The sequence below is a fragment of the Prevotella sp. FD3004 genome, from assembly GCF_000746155.1.
Classification (GTDB): domain Bacteria; phylum Bacteroidota; class Bacteroidia; order Bacteroidales; family Bacteroidaceae; genus Prevotella.
This window is the reverse complement of the sequence record NZ_KN050819.1, coordinates 716,652-736,904: the sequence shown is the minus strand read 5'-3', so window position 1 is coordinate 736,904 and position 20,253 is coordinate 716,652. Positions and strand designations below refer to the sequence as shown.

Here is a 20,253-nt window from a genome sequence, read left to right as displayed (position 1 = left end):
CAATAAAAAAGGGCTCGCAACTGCGAGCCTTTTTTATTTGTTCTTCTGGTAGTAATCGAGTGCCAGCTGGACGTTCTGGATGACGGACTTGGACGAGTAGGTGGCGCCTGTAACGGCATCGACCTGTCGGGTCTTGGCATCCTTCACCTTCAGGCCGTTCCATTTCTCGGCCAATGCCTTCTTGACCTTTGCATAGTATTTGGGAGATTCCTGCGACTTGAGGAACTCAACCTTCTCTACCTTATTCTTTTTAATATAGACCTTCATTGGGGTGGGACCGTTATAGCCCTCGATGTTCTTGCCGATCGTAGTGGTATTGATGACATAGACATCATTCTCTTTTGTGATGGTGTTGTCGCCAACCATGAAACTCTGTACTGCGAATACGGCTGCCATCAGTGCGCAGCCGCCGATAATCCTAAAACTAATCTTTCTCATGTCTTCTTATTAAATATTTCGGGGTGCAAAGTTACGGATTATTTATTTCTTGTGCAAGAGCCGATACGCAATTTGTTGCTCTGGACAGAGAAAATCATAATTTCTAAGTATTGTCCGAGTGATTATTTATTTGTAATTTTGCACACGGAAATAATGGTTTTGTTATTAGAATAAAAGAGTAATTATGAAGATTGAAAAGATTCATGCAAGAGAAATCCTCGATTCAAGAGGTAATCCTACAGTAGAAGTTGAAGTAACGCTTGAGAATGGTGTCATGGGACGCGCAGCCGTTCCATCAGGTGCTTCTACAGGCGAGAACGAGGCTCTGGAACTTCGTGATGGCGACAAGGGACGCTATCTCGGTAAAGGTGTGCTGAAGGCCGTTGAGAATGTAAATAAGGTAATTGCACCTGCATTGAAGGGCGACTGTGTGCTGGAGCAGCGTGCCATCGACTATAAGATGCTGGCACTCGACGGTACACCAACGAAGTCGAAACTCGGTGCCAATGCCATCCTCGGTGTGTCGCTGGCTTGTGCTCAGGCTGCCGCTAAGGCTCTGAACATCCCCCTTTATAGGTATATCGGTGGTGCCAACGCCTATACGCTGCCTGTTCCTATGATGAACATCGTGAATGGTGGTGCTCACTCTGCCGCTCCTATTGCCTTCCAGGAATTCATGATCCGTCCGGTAGGTGCCAGCAACGAGAAAGAGGCTATCCGTATGGGTGCTGAGGTGTTCCACAACCTGGCTAAGTTGCTGAAGGCTCGTGGTCTTTCAACAGCCGTAGGTGACGAGGGTGGCTATGCGCCTGACTTCGATGGTATCGAGGATGCGCTCGACACGATTGTCGAGGCTATCAAGAAGGCTGGTTACGAGCCTGGTAAGGATGTGAAGATCGCCATGGACTGTGCCGCCTCTGAGTTTGCTACCTGTGAGGACGGTAAGTGGTTCTATGACTATCGTCAGCTGAAGAACGGTGCCAAGAAAGATCCTAACGGTAAGAAACTTTCTGCCGATGAGCAGATTGCCTATCTGGAGCAGTTGATTACCAAGTATCCTATCGACAGTATCGAGGATGGTCTTGATGAGAACGACTGGGACAACTGGGTGAAGCTGACAGAGAAGATCGGTGACCGTTGTCAGTTGGTGGGCGACGACTTGTTTGTGACCAACACCAAGTTCCTGGAGAAGGGCATCAAGATGGGAGCTGCCAACTCAATCCTGATTAAGGTAAATCAGATTGGTTCGCTCACTGAGACCCTTGAGGCTATCGAGATGGCTCACCGTCATGGTTACACCACTGTGACCTCACACCGTTCTGGTGAGACTGAGGATACCACGATTGCCGATATCGCCGTGGCTACCAACAGCGGTCAGATTAAGACAGGTTCGCTGAGCCGCACTGATCGTATGGCTAAGTACAACCAGCTTATCCGTATCGAAGAGGAACTTGGCGAGCAGGCTGCTTATGGTTATCAGCGACTGAAGTAATATAGAGTTAAATAAACAACTTTTTTTGTATAAATCATTGATAATAAGAATGCGGATAGACTGTGAAGCCTGTCCGCATTTATTGTTTGGGTAATAAGGAAAATCAGAACTGAGGCAGGGCCGGTAGGTTTACTGCTTTAATGGCCATGCACTCCATCTCTATCAGCCAGCCCGGGCGACAGACGGGAGCGTGGACAATGACGCAGGGCTTACCGGGGAAACGCTCCTCGAAGAGAGAGCGAACCAGATTGTAGTCGGCCACGTCGCGCAGATAGACAATCATCTCTGCCACGTCGTCGTAGGTGCATTCGGCCTCCTTCAGCAAAGCCTCGACATTCTCCCACATGCGAAGGGTTTGTTTCTCAATGTCCTTAGGGAACATAATCTCTCCCTTGTTGTTGATAGAGGCTGTTCCCGAGATAAAGACATGGCGTCGGTCGGCATAGTCGACATAGGTACCACGCTCGAAACTTACACCATAGTCGCTGGTACGATTGAGATGGGTGGGGGCATACAGATAGTGAATCTGCTCCTGGCGGATGCCGGCGATGGCATAGTTGTCCATCTGAGAGAGCACATTGGGATCCTGCTGGCGGCCACCGATGCCTGTAGAGGCAATGAAGTGGGTGTGGACAGTAAGGCCTTGGGTGAAGAATACCTGGTTACGGGCACGAACCACACCGCCGTAGTTTAAGTCGATATCGTTGACGAAGAGCCATGTGCGAATGCAGTTCTCGGAGAGTTTGCAGCCCTCCTCTGCCAGTTGCATGATATACTCGTTGAAGAGCAGGCGCATCTGGTATTCTGAGTTGGCTGCAAGGTTATGGGCTGAGGCATTATAGAGATGGCGGAACTCGCCATGACTGACCTCATAGAGACCGCTGTTGGTCATGCCCGTCTGAACGTTGGTCATGAGATAGACCCACAGGGCAATCTTCGTGCCGTTGAGCGGGGCCTGCTGTATGATACTCTTCGCACAGTCGGTGACATCGGCCACAATGACATCGTCGGCCTGATTGGCTGCGTCGCTCAGGAAGTAGCGCTTAAATACGGCCTGAGTGCCTGGCAGCTTGTCGAGTAGTGTCTGGTATGCGTTCATAATGGCTTCCAGCTGCTTGGCATACGGCAAACGCTGGTCGCTGACATGAAGCATCGCATGATATTCGCAGACATCGGTGCCGCAATCGAAGCAAAAGACTTCGGCGCGTGTGTCCTTAAAATCCAGGTTTATGAGTTTTGGTTTCATTGTTTTGTTCTTTTAGGGTGCAAATTTACGAATATTATTCGAGAAATAAGCAAAACCGCAAAGAAAAGTGCAACAACATAGATCAGGTAAGACGGTGTAGAGACTGCCTGATCGTTGTTAGCGAACTTGCATTGGTATTCAATCATCTTGTCGATATAGGCATCGACGGTGGTCCAATGTCCTGCCTCTATCTCTGCCTGGAGGTGGGGGAAGACCTCGCGGATATACTTCTGGTGTTCAGTGCTGACCGAAGCGGGAAGGAGGTCGGATGCTGAATACCAGGCAACAGTGCCGTCGGTCTCGGTATGGGGGAAAACGCGCAGTGTGATCCAGTTAGACTGTCTGAAGATGTAGGATGCGAATATCTGCTCAGAGGTCAGACTGTCGTTGGCCGCCATGAGCCGATGGGCATGTGAACTGAGCGGGGCGATGCTCTCTCCGTCGTTGATGAGTAACCTGCAGAAGTGTGCTGCCTGAGCTTTCGGCATGATGAGCGGTGCAGGCATAGCAAATACTGACCCTGCCATAAACAGCAGGGTCAGTATGAGTGTTGTATAGCGTCTGTTACGATTCTGCATTTAGATGGACTCTATGAATTTGACAATGGCATCACGGTCGGCCTTGGGCAGATTATAGAACTTCTCTGTCGGACGGTAGGCGTCGGACTTCTTGCTATAGCCATGCCACATGATAGCCTCGATAACGGTTCGGGCACGGCAATCGTGCAGACGGTCGTCGGCACCTGTCAGCTGGCGTGAGAGACCACGACCCCAAAGTGGCGTGGTGCGGCACCAACCGGTACGAATGTCGTTCATCATGAACAGACGGTGCTGAACCAAGTCGGTATAAGGCCAGATGGTCTGGTTGGCATAACGGGGCATGATGCTCTTGGCATCCTTGCCGATGCTCTTGGCGTAGGCCTTGATGCTGGCGTCGATCCACAGATTGTCGGCACCGGTCTTCCATGACGGGCGATGACAGTTAGCGCAACCGATCTCGGTGAAGAGGGTCTTGCCACGCTTTACGGCATCGTCGTTCAGATTACGGGCGGCAGGAACGGCAAGACCGCGGTGCCATACCATGAACTGGTAGTACTGCTTGTCGTTCATCTCTTCCTCACCACCATAGTACTCATCGTTAAGCAGGTATTTCTCGAAAGTATCCTTGTAGGCGATGGATGGTGTGTTCAGCACTTCATAGACACGTGCGGCAATGCCTTCGTCGGTACCGTCGGCATAGTAGGGATGCAGAATGCTGGCAAATGAGGAACCGTGCTCTTTGATATAACTGATGACCTCAGGATCCTCGCTCTGAGCCTTAGCCCAGGCTGTGGTGGTGTAGAGCCAGTGGCGGTCGCTACGCGTCACGTTGGTGATGTTCCAGACGGCATTGGCACCGGCACCATCCTGCAACGAACCACGGGTCATGGCGTAAGTGAAACGCTTCAGAGGTCCATGAGAACCGTGATGAGCACCTGTGTCGTTGTAAGGAGCACTGTAGTAGGCACTGGCCTTGAAGGTGTTGGCCTCTTTGTCCCACATGGCAGGATTCAACTCGGCATGCTTAGCCTCGGCAGCCCACTGTTTCTCAATCTCCTCGTCGTCGATGGCGTCGAGCAATCCCGTACCATAGACACCGATGGTCGACTCTAAACGTACGTCGTAGTTGGTTGGCTTAGGATTGGTGTTGAAAGCCGACTGAGGAATACGAACCTCCGGATAAATCAGCTCGTACTTCTCACCATCGGGGAATGTCATAGCCAGTCCGCTCTCCATGGCAGTCACGGTCTTCCAGTCAATCTGTATCTGGTTCTCGTCGATTGGCGCTTTAAACGGAGCCATGGCTGCCGTCTGCGGCATACCTGTTACCTCAGAGATGTAGGCGTTGTTGTCGGGGTGGTAGATGACCAGCAGATAGCCGTTGCCGATGGTGTTGGCACGGTATTCCGTCTGGCGCTTACCATGGCCGTAGCTTGGATGACAGGCTATGCAGCTGTTACGAACCCATGCCGGGCCCAGACCTTTACGGGGTGCTACGTCGAAGGTGTAAAGATGCTCGAAGAAATCCTCACCTGTATTGAAATGGTCCTCCATACCTGCAATGTTCACGACAGCAGGGGTTGGGGCAGAGTAACTGGCTTTCTCGGTAGTTCCTAATTCTCCACCGGGAAACCACTCTTCAGCGCTGAAGACATCGTTGGCCTTGCCGAAGGCTTGTTCCTCGGGGACCAGCGGACCAAGTTCACTGCTATTGTCGTCAGAGCAACTTGTAAGGCCCTGAAAGGCTAACAGACTGATAAGCGTGAACTTTGAGATACTTTTAAAGTTTGTCATAAAGAATTGTTTTGTTTATTTTAAGCGATAAAGCGTCCCACCATGTTTCAGGTGAGGCGCTGTTGTATAACGTATAGAGATATTCCTACTCTTCTACTTCCCAGTCTTCATCATCTTCGAAAGCAATGCCCCAGATGGTGCTGCAGTACTTTACAAATGCTGATGGCATATTGCTGATGGCCTCGATGGCTTTTACATAGCCATTCTCGACGGCGGTGTTGACACCCTCGCTCTTTACACTGGCAAAGAATGTGTGGAAGCTGTAATCGTTGGCTTTCTTATCTGTAGAACCCAACCAGATGTTGCGGATAGAGCGGATGTTGTCGCGGAAGTCGGCAATAGAGTTGTAGCTATAAGGTGACTCTACATAAGAGATGTCGCCTGAGGCAAACGGATTGGCAATCTTGGCTGTACCAACCTCGTTGGCGATACCTACGCAGCTACCCTCATCGTCGGAAAGGATCTGTGAGATGGCGGCCTTCAGGGTGGGGAAGGTGCTCTTGCTGCCGTCAATACCGGCGTTGATGAGGTTATCGCCATAAGAGAGGCCTGCCTCTGTGGTGTAGTCGAGACCTGCGGCTTTGACAACAGCTACACGACTGCTGTTCTTCTCGCCTTCCCATGCAACCTGCAACTGGAAGGTGCGCTGCTTCAGCAGCGTACAGATGGTCTGGGCATAAGCCAGCTCCTTAGCACCGGAAATATTCTCGAAATTCTTATAGGTGTCGTTGGCCTGCAGCTCAGCAACCTTACGTGGCTGACCGTCGCGGAACAGGATGAACTCCAAGGCGTGGAAACCAAGGATGGTGGCATCCTCCAGCATCTCGTCGTTCATACCGTTATTGAAATAGCTCAGCAGCAGCGAGCGGTTCAGAGGCCATGAGTCGATAGTCGGGTCAACGTCGAAGTCGGAAGCGGCACCCATCAGGAACGCTTCACTACGCTCCCAATACTTACGTGCTTCCTTGAAGTCCTCACAAGCTGAGTTGATCTGTGCCTGTGTGATGGTGCTTACAGTCAGTCCGTTGAGGGTCTTTTCCAGTTTCTCAGTCTCATCGGCCAGCTGGGTATAGGTGGGGATGATGACATTGCTAACCAGATTCTTCAGCACCTCGCGGAGATAAGTCTCCTGAGCCTCAGACAGCTTTGCCTGCTGAATAGCGGCATTAGCTGAAGTCAGCTGGTCGACCAGGTCACCGCAATTGTCGATGGCTGCCTCGCCAAAACTCTTAACAGAATAGTTAGCAGCAACTGTATTCAGGTCGTAATTGTCCTCGTCTACAATTGGTGTTGTCTTAACAAGATCGAAAGAGGTCTCTTCGTTCTCGTTTTTGTCATCATCGCTACATGATGTAAAAGTCATAGCACCCATCAGGAGTGCAGCTGAAAGAATAAAATACTTTTTCATTGTTGATAATTATTATGTTAACTTTTTACTTTTATGATTATGCTTTACAAGAAAAAGCCCTCGTATGCAACACCGATGTTTACGGAAGGCTCGTTGTTGTAGAGGCTCTTCAGAAAACGTTTTGAGTATTCTGCCTTGATGGCTATCTGAGGTACGGGATGGTAGTTCACACCGACAGCCATGCGTTTTACTTCTGTATAATCGTAGGCGGTGCCTTTTGTGTTACTGGCATAGGGGTTGTATTGCTCATAACGTCCGAAAACGAAAAGTTTCTTATTGTCATCACGCAGCTGCTGTATCTGTGAGAAGATGTCGTAGCCTGCTTCGATGCCAATGGCATAGGCATTTTTGCTGACAAAGGCGGAGTGCTTGTAAGGCGACTTGGAGTTGAGGCGATTGTATACGTACTTCAACTGGTCGGCATCGCCCAGATATCCATAGTCTGCCTGTCCGCGAACAATCCAGTTGTGTCCTTTGTAGGTGAAGTCGAAAGCACCAATCAGAACATCTCCTTTGTATTCGGCGTCGACACCATTGGCGTTGCGGGGATAGCTGTTGCCGATGCTCTGGCCATAGTAGCCGCTCAGACCAAGGCGCAGACCGGGAACAGAATAGTTGTCGATACGGAGCGCTACACCATATTTGTTGGCAACGTCAAACTCCAGAGGTGACTTATGGCCTTTACGAACCCATCCTACATTGGTGAAATTGTCGGCATTCAATCCAGCAAGGAACTGTGCCTCATAGCGGAACTTACCGGCACGTCCCCAGAAACTGACACCGGTCTGATGCCATGTAGAGGGCATGATGGTGTTCTCGCCTTCTGGGCGATAGACCGTGAAGAAGTTCAGCGGTTCATGATAGGCATTGGTGAGTCCTACGGGTACAACGATATGACCGAATTTCAGATGGGCTGCATTCGAGAAGGTCTTCTGGATCCAGAACTGCTCAAGTTCTACCTCACCGCCTTTCTCTGTCTCCTGCTCCCATTCGCCACCTTCCTCATCTTCTTTCTCATAAGCGATACCGGTACCGCCATGCTCAAACTCGATCTCAGTACCGAAGGTCCAACCCTTTCCGAAGTCGTAACCCATATATACTACCATGTGGGGAATATCGAAACGTCCGTGGCTGGGGTCGTTCTTATGCTGTTCCGGCTGACTGTACCGGCTTACGTGGTCGCTAAAATAATTACGGCTGTAAGCAATTTCGCCATAACCTCCTACAGAAAACTTCTTGCCAGTGGCATGTTGCATCACGCTGTCGCCAGCCACCTCTTGTGCCTGTAACGTGGTGGTAAAAAGACCAACCATGGCACACATTGTAAAAATAGTCTTATTCTTCATTTTGTATAAACCTAGAACCATTACTAAAATCGGCTGCAAAGGTAGACCTTTCCTAGTGATTACACAATACCTAAAAATTATGAAAATGGGTTAAATAGACCTATATAAAAGAGTTAGGAGGATAAAAATACCTAATAATGATTATTGCGTATTCCAAAAATAATGTATAATTTTGCAGCCGTAATCATTATTAGGTACATACAAAAGATGAAGAATCAAAAGATGTATGAAGCGGACGATAAGATGATCTCTTTGATCCGCGATAATTATGACCTGCTGCAGTCGCTTGGCAGTTTCGGCATCAGTCTTGGCTTCGGTGATAAGACCGTGAAAGAGACATGTGAGGATAATAATGTAGATACCTATACTTTCCTGGCTGTGGTCAACTATACCATCAACGGTTATGGTGAGTTTGATGCCGATGAGCAGATCAGTGTTCCTACGCTGATGCATTATCTGGAAGCCAGTCACGCCTATTTCCTTGACTTCCAGTTGCCCTTTATACGCCGAGAACTTTCTGAGTCGCTGAACGAAGATGACTCGTTGGCCAGACTGATACTGCGATTCTACGACGAATACGCCCATGAGATACGTCGTCATATGCAGTACGAGCAGAAAACACTGTTCCCTTATGTGCAGACATTGCTGGAAGGACGGCCGGCCAATGATTATAATGTAGAGACATTCTCGAAGCATCATGGTGCTGCCGACAAGAAGTTGCGTGAGTTGAAACTGCTTATTATCAAGTATCTGCCTCAGGACGGCTTGCATAATAACCAGCTTACGGCAACCCTGCATGATATCTATGACAACGAGGCCTGGCTGCGTCAGCATGCACAGGTGGAGGATCATATTTTCGTACCTGCCATTCGTCGTCTGGAGCAGATGACCAAGCAGAATGATGTGTCGAAGAATATCTCAGACATGGTGTTCAAGAATGGCGTTGCGCAGAATCAGGATGCCCTCTCTGACCGTGAGAAGGATGTGATTGTCGCATTGGTACAGGGGATGGCGAATAAGGAGATTGCCGACCACCTGTGTATCTCTATCAACACAGTGATTACGCACAGAAGGAACATAGCCCGCAAGCTCCAGATACATTCTCCTGCAGGCTTGACGATTTATGCCATCGTAAACGGACTTGTTGATATAAGTAGTGTGAAACTATAAAAGAAATCCCCACCATTGCGGCGGGGATTTTTTGTTTTATATGGCGTTGATGTCGACATAGCCATGCATGACGGCATAGATGGTTAGTGCCGAAACACTCTTCATGCCCAGTTTCTCCATGATGTTTTTACGATGGGTGATGACTGTTGCCAGACCAATATTGAGCTTGTCGGCTATCTCCTTGTTGATATAGCCCTGAACAATAAGACTCATCACTTCGATCTCACGGTCGGTAAGAATCTTCTGACTTAGCACCTTTGGCATCGGTGGCAGGTTCTCACCCTTCCCATGAGCATGCTGCTCGAGCATCAGCAGTGAGCGTACCAGTTCTTGTTCGGGAACATTGATACACAGACAGTGGAACTCGGAGAGCTGTGACATGGTGTCGAGGCTGAGCGTCAGTACGATGGTCTTGCGACGATGCGCCATGAAAAACTCCTTATGCTCCAGAACAATGCTCATAGCGACAAAGAAGTGGAAGTACTTCTCCGGGTGGTTGGCCTCTAGCTCAAGAAAAGAACCGTAGGTGTCGACTGTCATGATGGGCATGACAGTCTGTAACATCTGTTTTAATCCCAGCGATGAGAGCGTGTTGGGATCGATGATAGCAACCTTCGGTCTTCCTTGCATCATGATAAGAATCCTAATAAAGCACCTGCGGCAACAGCAGAGCCGATGACACCTGCAACATTCGGACCCATGGCGTGCATGAGCAGGAAGTTGTGGCGGTCGTACTCCAGACCGAGGTTGTTACTGATACGTGCAGCCATAGGTACGGCACTGACACCGGCATTACCAATCAGCGGGTTCAGTTTCTTACCCTCAGGCAAGAAGAGGTTCATCAGTTTGACGAAGCATACGCCTGATGCGGTAGCAATCATGAAGGCCATAGCACCAAGTGCAAATATCTTGATGGTGTTGAAGGTCAGGAACTCAGAAGCCTGAGTCGAGCAACCTACGGTGAGACCCAACAGCATGACTACGATATCATTGAGGGCTGCTCCAGCGGTCTTTGCCAGGCGGGTGGTCTTGCCACTTTCTTTCAGCAGGTTGCCGAAGAAGAGCATACCCAGCAGAGGCAGACCTGATGGCACGATGAACGTGGTCAGCAACAGTCCGATGATCGGGAAGAGAATACGCTCAGTCTGTGACACGTTACGCCCAGGCTTCATCTTGATGACGCGCTCGTTCTTGGTGGTAAGCAGACGCATGATGAATGGCTGAATCACGGGTACAAGAGCCATATAAGAGTAAGCACATACGGCAATGGCACCCATCAGGTTGGGTGAGAGTTTAGAACTGAGGAAAATAGCTGTAGGACCATCGGCACCACCAATGATAGCGATACCGGCAGCCTGTGAAGGCTCAAAGCCCATGGCAAGGGCCACCATGTATGCTCCGAAAATACCAAACTGGGCTGAAGCGCCAATGAGCATGAGCTTTGGATTAGCCAATAGAGCCGTGAAGTCGGTCATGGCTCCGATGCCCAGGAATATCAGAGGTGGATACCAGCCTTGGCGTACACCTTGATAGAAAATGTTCAGCACGGAATTGTCTTCATAGAGTCCGATCTCCAGGCCGGCATCTGCTCGGAAAGGAATATTGCCGAGAATGATACCAAGTCCGATAGGAATGAGCAACAGAGGCTCGAAGTCTTTCTTGATGGCCAGCCAGATGAAGAAGGCCCCCACCGCAATCATGATCAGGTTTCCGACTGTGGCATTTGCAAAAGCCGTGTAAGTCAGAAACTCATGAAAGTTCTGTATGATAAACTGTCCTAAATCCATAGCTTATCCGATGGTTAAAAGAACTGAACCTTCCATGACGCTCTCGCCTTGCTTGACGGCAATGGAGGTAACGGTTCCTGCATATTCTGACTCTATGTTATTCTGCATCTTCATAGCTTCGAGTACGAGTACGGTATCGCCAACGTTCACCTTGTCGCCTACGTTGACCTTCACATCGATGATGGTGCCTGGCAGTGGTGCTTTTACAGAAGAACCGGCAGCTGCAGATGGAGCAGGAGCTGCGGCGGGGGCAGCAGCGGCAGGAACCACTGCGGGACGAGCCACGGGCTTGGGTGCCTCTATACGCACCTTCTTCAGCGAACTGGTAGGATTGATGGGCTGCTTCAGTTCTACGTCGAAACGGATGCCGTTTACGTTCACCTTGGCTACGTTGCCCTCTACTTCTTCTATTTCTACGTCGTAATCGACGCCTTGTACTTTATATTGATACTTGTTCATATCTCTTAATCTGTAAGTTATTTAATAATATTCCATCCAGACTGTCTTGCCTTGATGGTGATGATACCACTTTCTACGTCGTGTACGTCTTCCTGATACTGCTTGAGTGCCATGGAGATGACGGCTATGTAAAGCTCCTTGTCGATGCCCTTGGTCTTAAGACCGTCTTGCAGGAGGTTGCCTGTTGCATGGGCGATGTCGTGAGTTACTTCTACCGTCTTGGTCACTGTCTTAATAGGCTGTGTGTTGACAACCTTCTTTGCAGTGTCAAGGTGCGCCATAATCAATCCGAAGAACCAGAAGAAGATGAACAAAACGGCCAGACAGAAGAATACGATACCCATGGCCAGCAGAGTGATGCCGAATCCGTGGGGGTCTTCGCGCTTCAGTTTGGCGTCTTTCGTCTCGTCGGTCTTGATAAAGTTCTCAATACCGGGCGTGACGTTTTCAGCTTTCTTGATGCTCCAGTTGTTACCATGGCGTGCATAGCTCTGGTCGGCAGCCAGTGCGGGTACCGTAACAGAGTCGATCAGTTCCACAGCATTACCATTGTAGAAGCCAATCCATACAGGTTCCGAGATAGGAACGGGAAGTGAGAGGTGCAACTTACCCTTGGTAGGGGTAGAGTTTGCAAAGAATACCAGATGCTGTCTACCGCCGATCTGCGTACGAGGGTCACCGTTAGGGATTACACTCATGCGCTTGATACGTTCGGGGACGCTCATCTCTTTGTCAAGGACATGCCGGTCGGTGGTAAGATACATGCCGCGGATATTGTAGGTAGTAAACGAGATGTTTTCCAACTCAATCCACGCCTCACGTTCACCGAACTCATCCTGAATGCTGGCAGTATTGTTGGTAAGCACCTCGCTGATTCGAATATTCCTGGCTCCCTGAGCCATACTCGCCGAGGCGCTTATCAACATCATACTGCAGAGCAGAAGTCTGTACTTGTTCATGTTGTTGTTTAGGTGTATTATTATATTTATGTTTATGTCTAGTTATATACCTAATTCCTATCCGCAGAAGAACAGCACGACAATCTGTGCCGTGAAGATGCGCAGGAACATTGCGAGCGGGTAGACCGTCGAATATCCCAATGCAGGAGCCTCCTTTGAACAGATGCTGTTCGCGTAAGCCAGTGCGGGGGGATCGGTATAGGTACCAGCCACCATACCAGCGATGGTAAAGTAGTTGAACTTGAACCTCATGCGTGCGATAGGACCGACTATCAAGATAGGTATGATGGTAATCAGGAAACCTGTCAGTACATAGAGCAAACCATCGCCCTGTACTACTGTCTCGAAGAAGTTGGCTCCAGCCTTGATACCTACAGAGGCCAGGAAGAGCACCAGCCCTATTTCTCGCAACATCATGTTTGCCGAAGTGGTGGTATAGGTTACCAGATGAATCTTATAGCCATATCGGCCAATCAGGATAGCGATGATCAGCGGACCACCTGCCAGACCCAGTTTCACAGGAACGGGCATGCCAGGGATAGCAATAGGCAGTGAACCGAAAATCAATCCCAAGAAGATTCCAACGAAGATGGTGGCGATGTTTGGCGCATCCAAACGGCGCAAGCTGTTCCCCATCTTGCCAGCCACATTGTCGACAGCATCCTCAGGACCTACGACCATGATGCGGTCGCCTACCTGCAAGGGCAGGGTCGGAGAGGCGAAGATGTCCATGCCGTGACGGGTTACACGGGTTACGTTAACACCATGAACGCTCGAGAAGTGGAGCGATGCCAGTGTCTTGCCATTCACCTTCGGGTTGGTAATCACAATGCGCTTTGAAACCATAGGCTGATCCTGCTGCTCGAAATCGATGTCGAGCTTGGGACCGATAAAGGCAGTGATAGCCTCCTGATCGGCTTCTGCACAAACAATCAGCATCTGGTCGCCCATGTGGAAGATGGTATCACGGTTAGGGATAAACAGCTCACCTTCGTGCACCAGGCGTGACACCACAAAGTCGCGGTTCAGGAAGTCGTGTACCTGCAGCAGAGTCTTACCCTCCAAGTATTTGTTGGTTACCTCCAAGTGCATCTTGTAAGGCTTCTTGTTGGTGTTGGTTTCCTCCATTGCAATCAGCTCTTCCTCTTCTTTTTCAAGCTTTACATTGCAGATATACCTTATTAATATAGTTGCGCCGATAATACCCAGTACGCCGAGCGGATAGGCACAGGCATAAGCCGATGCAATCTGGGGAGCACCATTGGGGAATACTGTGTTCAGTGCTTCATTGGCAGCACCAAGTCCAGGAGTGTTTGTCACGGCACCATAGAGCGTACCTACCATCATCGGCAGGTTGGTTACTTCGTTGGTATCAAAGAAAATGTAATAGCAGGCAAACATGACGAGGATGTTCAGCAGAATAGCACTCGCTGCCAGTCCGTTGAGCTTAACGCCCTGAGTACCAAAGCTCTCGAAGAAACCTGGTCCGACCTGCATACCAATCATAAAGACAAACAGAATCAGTCCGAAGTCTTGTACGAAAGTCAGAATCGGGGCGGGGGCTGTGAATCCAATGTGGCCTGCCAGAATACCGGCAAATAAAACGAAAGTAACACCAAGAGAGATTCCAAAGACCTTGATTTTTCCCATATATACACCAATGGCGATCACGATAGCATAGAGCAAGGTGATGTGAGCCACGGTGTCAGTGGTTGTAAACAGGTCTTTCAACCATTGAAAAGATTCCATAAATACTACTAACTTTTTTTATTCTCAAATTTCGAGTGCAAAGGTACTAAAAAATGCGCAACTTATGCAATTTTGTGTGCTTAATTTTGAATAAAAACCGTTTTTTTATTTCTTTCACAATTCAATTGATTGATTTGTCTAAAAAGTTTGTATCTTTGTCGCCTAAATAAATTGCAGCTTAAAACAACTTATATAATAATTTTACGTATCTATGGCAAACAAAGAAAAGCTCTTTACCGAGTTTACAGCTCCGACCACTCAAGAGTGGCTCGACAAGATTGAGGTCGACCTGAAAGGTGCCGATTTCCAGAAGCGCTTGGTATGGAGAACTAATGAAGGTTTTAATGTACAGCCCTTCTATCGCCGTGAAGACCTGGCGAACTTGAAAACACCCGATGCTCTCCCAGGAGAGTTTCCGTTTGTACGTGGTAACAAGAAGGACTCTAACACATGGTATGTTCGTCAGAACATTTCTTTAGATGGCGCGGGTAACGCAACATCTAAAGAGATTGCTAAGGCGGCCAATGCCAAGGCGCTCGACATCCTGAATAAGGGTATCGACTCGTTGGGTTTCCACATCCCTGGCAAACTGGTTTCGATGGATACTATCGAGACGCTGCTCGATGGCATTTACTGCGAGTGTGTAGAGGTTAACTTCTCTACCTGTCAGCGTCATTCGCTCGAACTCGCCGAGATCCTGAAGACCTATTGGCAGAAGAAGGGCTATGATAAAGAAAAGATAGTAGGCTCTATCGAGTGGGACCCCATGAAGAAGATTGTGATGACGGGTAAGGATGTAACACCTGTTCTCGCATTCGGTCCCAAACTGGCTGAGTCGCTCAAGGAGTATCCCAACTTCCGCAGTATCATCGTTCATAGCGATGCACTTAACAATGCTGGCGCTTATATCGTCCAGGAGTTAGGCTATGCATTGGCTTGGGGTAACGAGTATCTGCAGCAGCTTGTAGACGCTGGTGTGGATGTTGATCTGGCCGCTAAGAGCATCAAGTTTAATATGGGCGTTAGCGAGAACTATTTTATGGAGATTGCCAAGTTCCGTGCTGCCCGCCTGCTGTGGGCTCAGATCGTCAAGCAGTACGAGCCTAAGTGCGACTGTGCTTGCAAGATGATTATCAACGCCACCACCTCTACTTATAACCAGACGCTGTTTGATAGCTATGTGAATCTGCTGCGTTCGCAGACCGAGGCTATGAGTGCTGCCCTGGGTAGTGTTCACTCGATGGTGGTAACACCGTTTGATGCACCTTACGAGGAGGCAACCGATTTCTCTGAGCGTATCGCTCGCAACCAGCAGTTGCTGATTAAGGAGGAGAGCCATTTCGACCGTATCGTCGACCCATCTGCAGGCTCGTATTATATCGAGCACCTCACCGATGCACTGGCTACCGAGGCTTGGAAGATATTCCTGAAGGTAGAAGAGGAGGGCGGTTTCCTGGCTGCCATCAAGGCTGGAACCATTCAGGACGATATCAACGCTACCAACGTGAAGCGTCATGGTGATGCTGCCAAGCGTAAGGAGTTCCTGCTGGGTACCAACCAGTTCCCGAACTTTACTGAGAAGAGCGAGAACAAGCGCGCCTACAAGCACCATTGCAGTTGTGGTGGTGTGCACCATCAGGGCGAAGAGAACGTTGCGTTCAAGGCTATCGAGACTACCCGTCTGGCTGCCGACTTCGAGAATCTGCGCATCCATACCGAGGAGACAAAGGTGCCAACTGCGTTTATGCTCACCATCGGTAACCTTGCCATGCGTCAGGCTCGTGCGCAGTTCTCATGTAACTTCCTGGCATGTGCTGGTTATAAGGTGATCGATAACCTCGGCTTTAAGACCGTAGAGGAAGGTGTTGATGCCGCTCTCGAGGCTAAGGCCGATATTGTGGTTATCTGCTCGAGTGACGATGAGTATGCCGAGTATGCTATCCCTGCTTTCAAGTACTTGAATGGTCGTGCGATGTTCGTCGTAGCTGGTGCGCCCGCTTGCATGGAGGATTTGAAGGCCGCTGGCATCGAGAACTTCGTTCACGTCAAGTGCAACGTACTTGAGACTTTGAAAGAATATAATCAGAAACTTGGTATCTAAAGAATAGGAGACTTGAATTATGCGCAAACAATTTAAAGATATAGATATCTATGCAGGCATCAAGGCTCAGGATGGTGCCAAGTGGATTAAAGACAATGGAATCGTAGAAAACTGGAAGACCCCAGAGCATATTGAGGTGCGCCCCGTTTATACGAAAGAAGACCTCGAAGGTATGGAACACCTTGACTTCACTGCTGGTATTCCTCCCTATCTGCGTGGTCCGTATTCGATGATGTATCCGTTCCGCCCGTGGACCATCCGTCAGTATGCCGGATTCTCAACGGCTGAGGAGTCGAATGCATTCTATCGTCGTAACCTGGCAGCTGGTCAGAAGGGTCTTTCTGTAGCCTTCGACCTGCCGACGCACCGTGGTTATGACCCCGACAACGCCCGTGTGGTGGGCGATGTAGGTAAGGCTGGTGTGTCTATCTGCTCACTTGAGAATATGAAGGTTCTCTTCAATGGTATCCCCCTCAACAAGATGTCGGTCTCTATGACCATGAATGGTGGCGTGTTACCTGTATTGGCCTTCTACATCAACGCAGGTCTGGAACAAGGCGCAAAACTGGAAGAGATGGCTGGTACGATTCAGAACGATATCCTGAAGGAGTTCATGGTTCGTAACACCTATATCTATCCGCCCGCATTCTCAATGAAGATTATCGCTGATATCTTCGAGTACACCTCGCAGAAGATGCCTAAGTTCAATAGCATCTCTATCTCAGGTTATCATATGCAGGAGGCAGGTGCTACGGCTGACATCGAGTTGGCTTATACCTTGGCCGACGGTATGGATTACCTGCGTACTGGTGTGAATGCCGGTATCGATGTGGATGCTTTCGCTCCTCGACTCTCATTCTTCTGGGCTATCGGTATGAACCACTTCATGGAGATTGCCAAGATGCGTGCCGGTCGTCTGCTGTGGGCAAAGATCGTGAAGAGCTTCGGTGCCAAGAATCCGAAGTCACTCGCTCTCCGTACCCACTCACAGACATCTGGTTGGTCGCTCACCGAGCAGGACCCATTCAATAACGTAGGTCGTACCTGTATCGAGGCTATGGCTGCTGTACTGGGTCATACCCAGTCGCTGCACACCAACGCCCTCGATGAGGCCATCGCCCTGCCTACCGACTTCTCGGCTCGTATCGCCCGTAACACCCAGATATACATCCAGAACGAAACGAAGGTCTGCAAGCAGATCGACCCATGGGCTGGTTCGTATTATGTAGAGACCCTGACCAACGAGCTCGTTCACAAGGCTTGGGAGCATATTCAGGAGATTGAGAAACTCGGCGGTATGGCTAAGGCCATCGAGACGGGCTTGCCCAAGATGCGTATCGAGGAGGCAGCAGCCCGTACTCAGGCTCGTATCGACAGTGGCGTTCAGACCATCGTGGGTACCAATAAGTACCGCCTCGAGCACGAGGATCCTATCGATATCCTCGAGGTCGACAATACAGCCGTACGTACTCAGCAGGTAGAGAACCTGAAGGAGCTCCGTGCTCATCGCGACGAGGCTGCCTGTCAGGCTGCCCTGAAGGAGATTACGGAGTGTGTTCGTGAGTTCAATGAAGGTAAGAAGTCGAAGAACAACCTGCTCGACTTGGCAGTAAAGGCTGCTGGCTTGCGTTGTACTCTGGGTGAGATCAGTGATGCCTGCGAGGAGATCGTAGGTCGTTATAAAGCAGTAATCAGAACAATTTCAGGCGTGTATAGCTCAGAATCAAAGAACGATAGCGACTTCGAGTTGGCTTGCAAGCTGACCGATGAGTTCGCAGAGAAGGAAGGTCGTCGTCCTCGTATCTTCATCGCCAAGATGGGGCAGGATGGTCACGACCGTGGTGCAAAAGTGGTAGCTACCGGTTATGCCGACTGTGGCTTCGATGTGGATATGGGACCGCTGTTCCAGACTCCAGAGGAGGCTGCCCGTGAGGCTGTCGAGAATGATGTCCACGTGGTGGGCGCTTCATCACTCGCTGCCGGTCACAAGACCCTCATCCCTCAGCTCATCGAAGAGTTGAAAAAACTGGGTCGTGAGGATATCATGGTCATCGCAGGCGGTGTGATTCCTGCTCAGGACTATGACTTCCTCTACAAGGCTGGTGTGGCTGCCATCTTCGGTCCTGGAACTTCTGTGGCTAAGGCCGCCGTTGAGATGATGAAGATATTATTGGACAAAGAATAAATGAAACATGTAGATGTACTGATTATCGGAGCCGGCCCAGCTGGTTCTGTTTGTGGAAGTCTGTTGAAGCAGGCTGGTGTTGATTGCTTAATAGTAGATCGTGCGTCGTTTCCACGCGACAAGGTGTGTGGTGGCGGACTGACGGTAAAGGCATGGCGTTTGCTCGACATGCTGTTGCCTGGTATTAAGTACGACTATCGTCCTATCACCCGCATGCGTTGCCAGTTCGAGAACGACCCCGTATGTGAGTTCCAGGCGGAGTATGCCATTCGCATGACGCGTCGTAAGGACTTTGATTACGCCTTGTTGCAGTATTATCAGGCTCATGGTGGTGAACTGATGAAGGGCTCTTTCGAGCGTTTTGAGCAGCAGGCAGATGGTCGTGTCCTTGTTACTCTGAAGTCTGGTGAGCAGATTTCATGCCGCTATCTGATAGCCGCTGATGGTGCAGGCAGTCTCATCCGTCGTCAGATACATGGTGCTCCTAAGTTGCATGCATTGTTCCTTGAACAGTACAATGAGGGTGAGACCGATAACGACGTGTTTGTTCATTTCTCGAGCAACTATAAGCCAGGAGTGTTTTATAAGTTCTCCAGCTTAGGTCGTGACATGTATGGTTTTGCTTCTTTAGAGTCGAACGAGGATTTCCCTCGTCATAAAGCGAAGTTCTGTGAGACTCTCACTAAGTTCGGCGTGCCCTTAGGACAGATTCGTGGTGCATATATTCCATTGAACACCGTTCCTCCTACAGCAGATAATGTTATTCTCATCGGTGATGCAGGCGGATTTGCCAATAAACTCACGGGCGAGGGTCTTTACGATGCTTTCAAGACTGCTGCCAATGCCAAGCGTGCCATAGTAGAGGGAATACCATTCCGTGAAGCTAATGCGGAGGAATTCCGTAAGATGGAGCATCAGGTTAAGGTCTTTAAATTCTTCTTCAGTCCTATCGGCTGGCGACTCATCCGATGGGGTATGCGTTATCCTAAAGTCATCAAATGGCTTTTCGATGCTAAGATGAAACGCGAGACCTTCCGTGCATAAAACAAGAAAATCCCAGTATTAATTTACTGGGATTTGTCTTTTAAGTTTGATGGTCTTGCCGGTGAGGGGGCCGTACCAGATCATTTCGGTGTCGGTGATTTCCTTGACTTGGGCCGACCAAGGCATGTTGTTGATAATCATTACCAACAGGTCGCCGTCCCACTCGTATGTGCCTGTGCCTGTATAGTGCTCGCCCTGTACGTTGGTGAAACTGCCATCAGCATCATACCACCATTCGGTACCGACCATGTCCTGGTCGTAACCTTCTTCTACGTAATAGATGGTCCACTTGCCTACAAGCTTCGATTTTATCAGCTCCTGGGTTTGTACGGGATTGTCTTCGTTGGCGCAACTATTCAATACTACGGTCGGCAATAAACAGCATGCTGCCATTGTTAAGGATACAAGAAGTTTCTTCATGCTTGATGAATTTAGTTTGAATTTTAAAGCACAATGACCGCCTGCGGGATGCAGAACGGTCATTGATTGGTTATTTAAAATCGGAGTTTAATCAGATTTTACTCACCCTTGAGGCT

Annotated in this window: 17 protein-coding genes; 5 read left to right on the top strand and 12 right to left on the bottom strand. The window is 49.4% G+C overall.

The features are described 5' to 3' along the window. Positions 1-33: 33 nt before the first annotated feature. Entirely contained in the window at positions 34-438 is a 405-nt protein-coding gene (locus T325_RS10150; protein WP_036913201.1) for an FMN-binding protein, read from the bottom strand. A 184-nt stretch (positions 439-622) separates the two neighbouring features. Here T325_RS10150 and eno point away from each other — a divergent pair, with 184 nt between their 5' ends. Continuing rightward, entirely contained in the window at positions 623-1,930 is a 1,308-nt protein-coding gene (gene eno / locus T325_RS10145; RefSeq protein WP_036913197.1) for a phosphopyruvate hydratase, read from the top strand. Between the two features lie 103 nt (positions 1,931-2,033). On the opposite strand, the gene T325_RS10140 is transcribed toward eno, so the two are convergent. The 5 genes from T325_RS10140 to T325_RS10120 form a co-directional block, all read right to left on the bottom strand. Then, a complete protein-coding gene (locus T325_RS10140) occupies positions 2,034-3,176 on the bottom strand; it encodes a Rid family hydrolase (protein ID WP_036913194.1) in 1,143 nt (380 codons plus the stop codon). Next, positions 3,173-3,754 (bottom strand): hypothetical protein, encoded by a 582-nt coding sequence (locus T325_RS10135; RefSeq protein WP_036913191.1) that lies wholly within the window; start codon positions 3,752-3,754, stop codon positions 3,173-3,175. Before T325_RS10135 ends, T325_RS10140 begins: the two co-directional genes overlap by 4 nt. Further along, positions 3,755-5,509 carry a di-heme oxidoredictase family protein gene (locus T325_RS10130; RefSeq protein ID WP_051949839.1) on the bottom strand — a complete coding sequence of 585 codons (1,755 nt, stop codon included), beginning with the start codon at positions 5,507-5,509 and terminating at the stop codon, positions 3,755-3,757. 85 nt (positions 5,510-5,594) lie between these two features. Next, positions 5,595-6,917, bottom strand: coding sequence for an imelysin family protein (locus T325_RS10125; RefSeq protein WP_036913189.1), 1,323 nt, complete (start codon positions 6,915-6,917; stop codon positions 5,595-5,597). 44 nt (positions 6,918-6,961) lie between these two features. Continuing rightward, positions 6,962-8,263, bottom strand: coding sequence for a hypothetical protein (locus T325_RS10120; RefSeq protein WP_036913186.1), 1,302 nt, complete (start codon positions 8,261-8,263; stop codon positions 6,962-6,964). A 207-nt stretch (positions 8,264-8,470) separates the two neighbouring features. Between T325_RS10120 and T325_RS10115 the strand changes: the two genes are divergently transcribed. Continuing rightward, on the top strand, positions 8,471-9,433 hold the full coding sequence (locus T325_RS10115) for a LuxR C-terminal-related transcriptional regulator (protein ID WP_177171997.1): 963 nt from the start codon (positions 8,471-8,473) through the stop codon (positions 9,431-9,433). Positions 9,434-9,469: 36 nt separating this feature from the next. Here the strand turns inward: T325_RS10115 and T325_RS10110 are convergent, their stop codons facing one another. Genes T325_RS10110 through T325_RS10090 form a run of 5 tightly spaced genes read right to left on the bottom strand, consistent with a single transcriptional unit; the run spans position 9,470 to position 14,387 of the window. Continuing rightward, positions 9,470-10,063, bottom strand: coding sequence for a response regulator transcription factor (locus T325_RS10110; RefSeq protein ID WP_036913707.1), 594 nt, complete (start codon positions 10,061-10,063; stop codon positions 9,470-9,472). Then, on the bottom strand, positions 10,063-11,220 hold the full coding sequence (locus T325_RS10105; protein WP_036913184.1) for a sodium ion-translocating decarboxylase subunit beta: 1,158 nt from the start codon (positions 11,218-11,220) through the stop codon (positions 10,063-10,065). The genes T325_RS10110 and T325_RS10105 overlap by 1 nt, the downstream gene beginning before the upstream one ends. A gap of 3 nt (positions 11,221-11,223) precedes the next feature. Then, complete coding sequence (locus T325_RS10100) at positions 11,224-11,679, bottom strand: biotin/lipoyl-containing protein (protein WP_036913181.1); 456 nt, start codon at positions 11,677-11,679, stop codon at positions 11,224-11,226. 17 nt (positions 11,680-11,696) lie between these two features. Then, positions 11,697-12,638, bottom strand: a complete 942-nt coding sequence (locus T325_RS10095; protein WP_081911142.1) for an OadG family protein — start codon at positions 12,636-12,638, stop codon at positions 11,697-11,699. Positions 12,639-12,695: 57 nt separating this feature from the next. Continuing rightward, positions 12,696-14,387, bottom strand: a complete 1,692-nt coding sequence (locus tag T325_RS10090; RefSeq protein ID WP_036913176.1) for a putative transporter — start codon at positions 14,385-14,387, stop codon at positions 12,696-12,698. 211 nt (positions 14,388-14,598) lie between these two features. Between T325_RS10090 and mutA the strand changes: the two genes are divergently transcribed. From mutA to T325_RS10075, 3 genes are read left to right on the top strand one after another with little or no spacing between them, the layout of a single operon-like run. After that, positions 14,599-16,488: a methylmalonyl-CoA mutase small subunit gene (gene mutA, locus T325_RS10085; protein ID WP_036913173.1), complete on the top strand. Its 1,890-nt coding sequence runs from the start codon at positions 14,599-14,601 to the stop codon at positions 16,486-16,488. Positions 16,489-16,507: 19 nt separating this feature from the next. After that, complete coding sequence (gene scpA, locus T325_RS10080) at positions 16,508-18,673, top strand: methylmalonyl-CoA mutase (protein WP_036913170.1); 2,166 nt, start codon at positions 16,508-16,510, stop codon at positions 18,671-18,673. Continuing rightward, positions 18,674-19,717 (top strand): NAD(P)/FAD-dependent oxidoreductase, encoded by a 1,044-nt coding sequence (locus T325_RS10075; RefSeq protein ID WP_036913167.1) that lies wholly within the window; start codon positions 18,674-18,676, stop codon positions 19,715-19,717. A gap of 18 nt (positions 19,718-19,735) precedes the next feature. Here the strand turns inward: T325_RS10075 and T325_RS10070 are convergent, their stop codons facing one another. Beyond that, the gene (locus T325_RS10070) at positions 19,736-20,137 is read right to left on the bottom strand and encodes a hypothetical protein (RefSeq protein ID WP_143058300.1); all 402 of its coding nucleotides are present in this window, start codon (positions 20,135-20,137) and stop codon (positions 19,736-19,738) included. Positions 20,138-20,253 lie beyond the last annotated feature (116 nt).

Excerpts from the sequence above, each read along its gene's own strand:
- scpA (WP_036913170.1), top strand. The coding sequence starts at position 16,508 with ATGCGCAAACAATTTAAAGATATAGATATCTATGCAGGCATCAAGGCT.
- T325_RS10100 (WP_036913181.1), bottom strand. The coding sequence starts at position 11,679 with ATGAACAAGTATCAATATAAAGTACAAGGCGTCGATTACGACGTAGAA.
- T325_RS10095 (WP_081911142.1), bottom strand. The coding sequence starts at position 12,638 with ATGAACAAGTACAGACTTCTGCTCTGCAGTATGATGTTGATAAGCGCC.
- T325_RS10070 (WP_143058300.1), bottom strand. The coding sequence starts at position 20,137 with ATGAAGAAACTTCTTGTATCCTTAACAATGGCAGCATGCTGTTTATTG.
- T325_RS10105 (WP_036913184.1), bottom strand. The coding sequence starts at position 11,220 with ATGGATTTAGGACAGTTTATCATACAGAACTTTCATGAGTTTCTGACT.
- T325_RS10115 (WP_177171997.1), top strand. The coding sequence starts at position 8,471 with ATGAAGAATCAAAAGATGTATGAAGCGGACGATAAGATGATCTCTTTG.
- T325_RS10110 (WP_036913707.1), bottom strand. The coding sequence starts at position 10,063 with ATGCAAGGAAGACCGAAGGTTGCTATCATCGATCCCAACACGCTCTCA.
- mutA (WP_036913173.1), top strand. The coding sequence starts at position 14,599 with ATGGCAAACAAAGAAAAGCTCTTTACCGAGTTTACAGCTCCGACCACT.
- T325_RS10090 (WP_036913176.1), bottom strand. The coding sequence starts at position 14,387 with ATGGAATCTTTTCAATGGTTGAAAGACCTGTTTACAACCACTGACACC.
- T325_RS10130 (WP_051949839.1), bottom strand. The coding sequence starts at position 5,509 with ATGACAAACTTTAAAAGTATCTCAAAGTTCACGCTTATCAGTCTGTTA.
- T325_RS10120 (WP_036913186.1), bottom strand. The coding sequence starts at position 8,263 with ATGAAGAATAAGACTATTTTTACAATGTGTGCCATGGTTGGTCTTTTT.
- T325_RS10125 (WP_036913189.1), bottom strand. The coding sequence starts at position 6,917 with ATGAAAAAGTATTTTATTCTTTCAGCTGCACTCCTGATGGGTGCTATG.
- T325_RS10075 (WP_036913167.1), top strand. The coding sequence starts at position 18,674 with ATGAAACATGTAGATGTACTGATTATCGGAGCCGGCCCAGCTGGTTCT.
- T325_RS10150 (WP_036913201.1), bottom strand. The coding sequence starts at position 438 with ATGAGAAAGATTAGTTTTAGGATTATCGGCGGCTGCGCACTGATGGCA.
- T325_RS10135 (WP_036913191.1), bottom strand. The coding sequence starts at position 3,754 with ATGCAGAATCGTAACAGACGCTATACAACACTCATACTGACCCTGCTG.
- T325_RS10140 (WP_036913194.1), bottom strand. The coding sequence starts at position 3,176 with ATGAAACCAAAACTCATAAACCTGGATTTTAAGGACACACGCGCCGAA.
- eno (WP_036913197.1), top strand. The coding sequence starts at position 623 with ATGAAGATTGAAAAGATTCATGCAAGAGAAATCCTCGATTCAAGAGGT.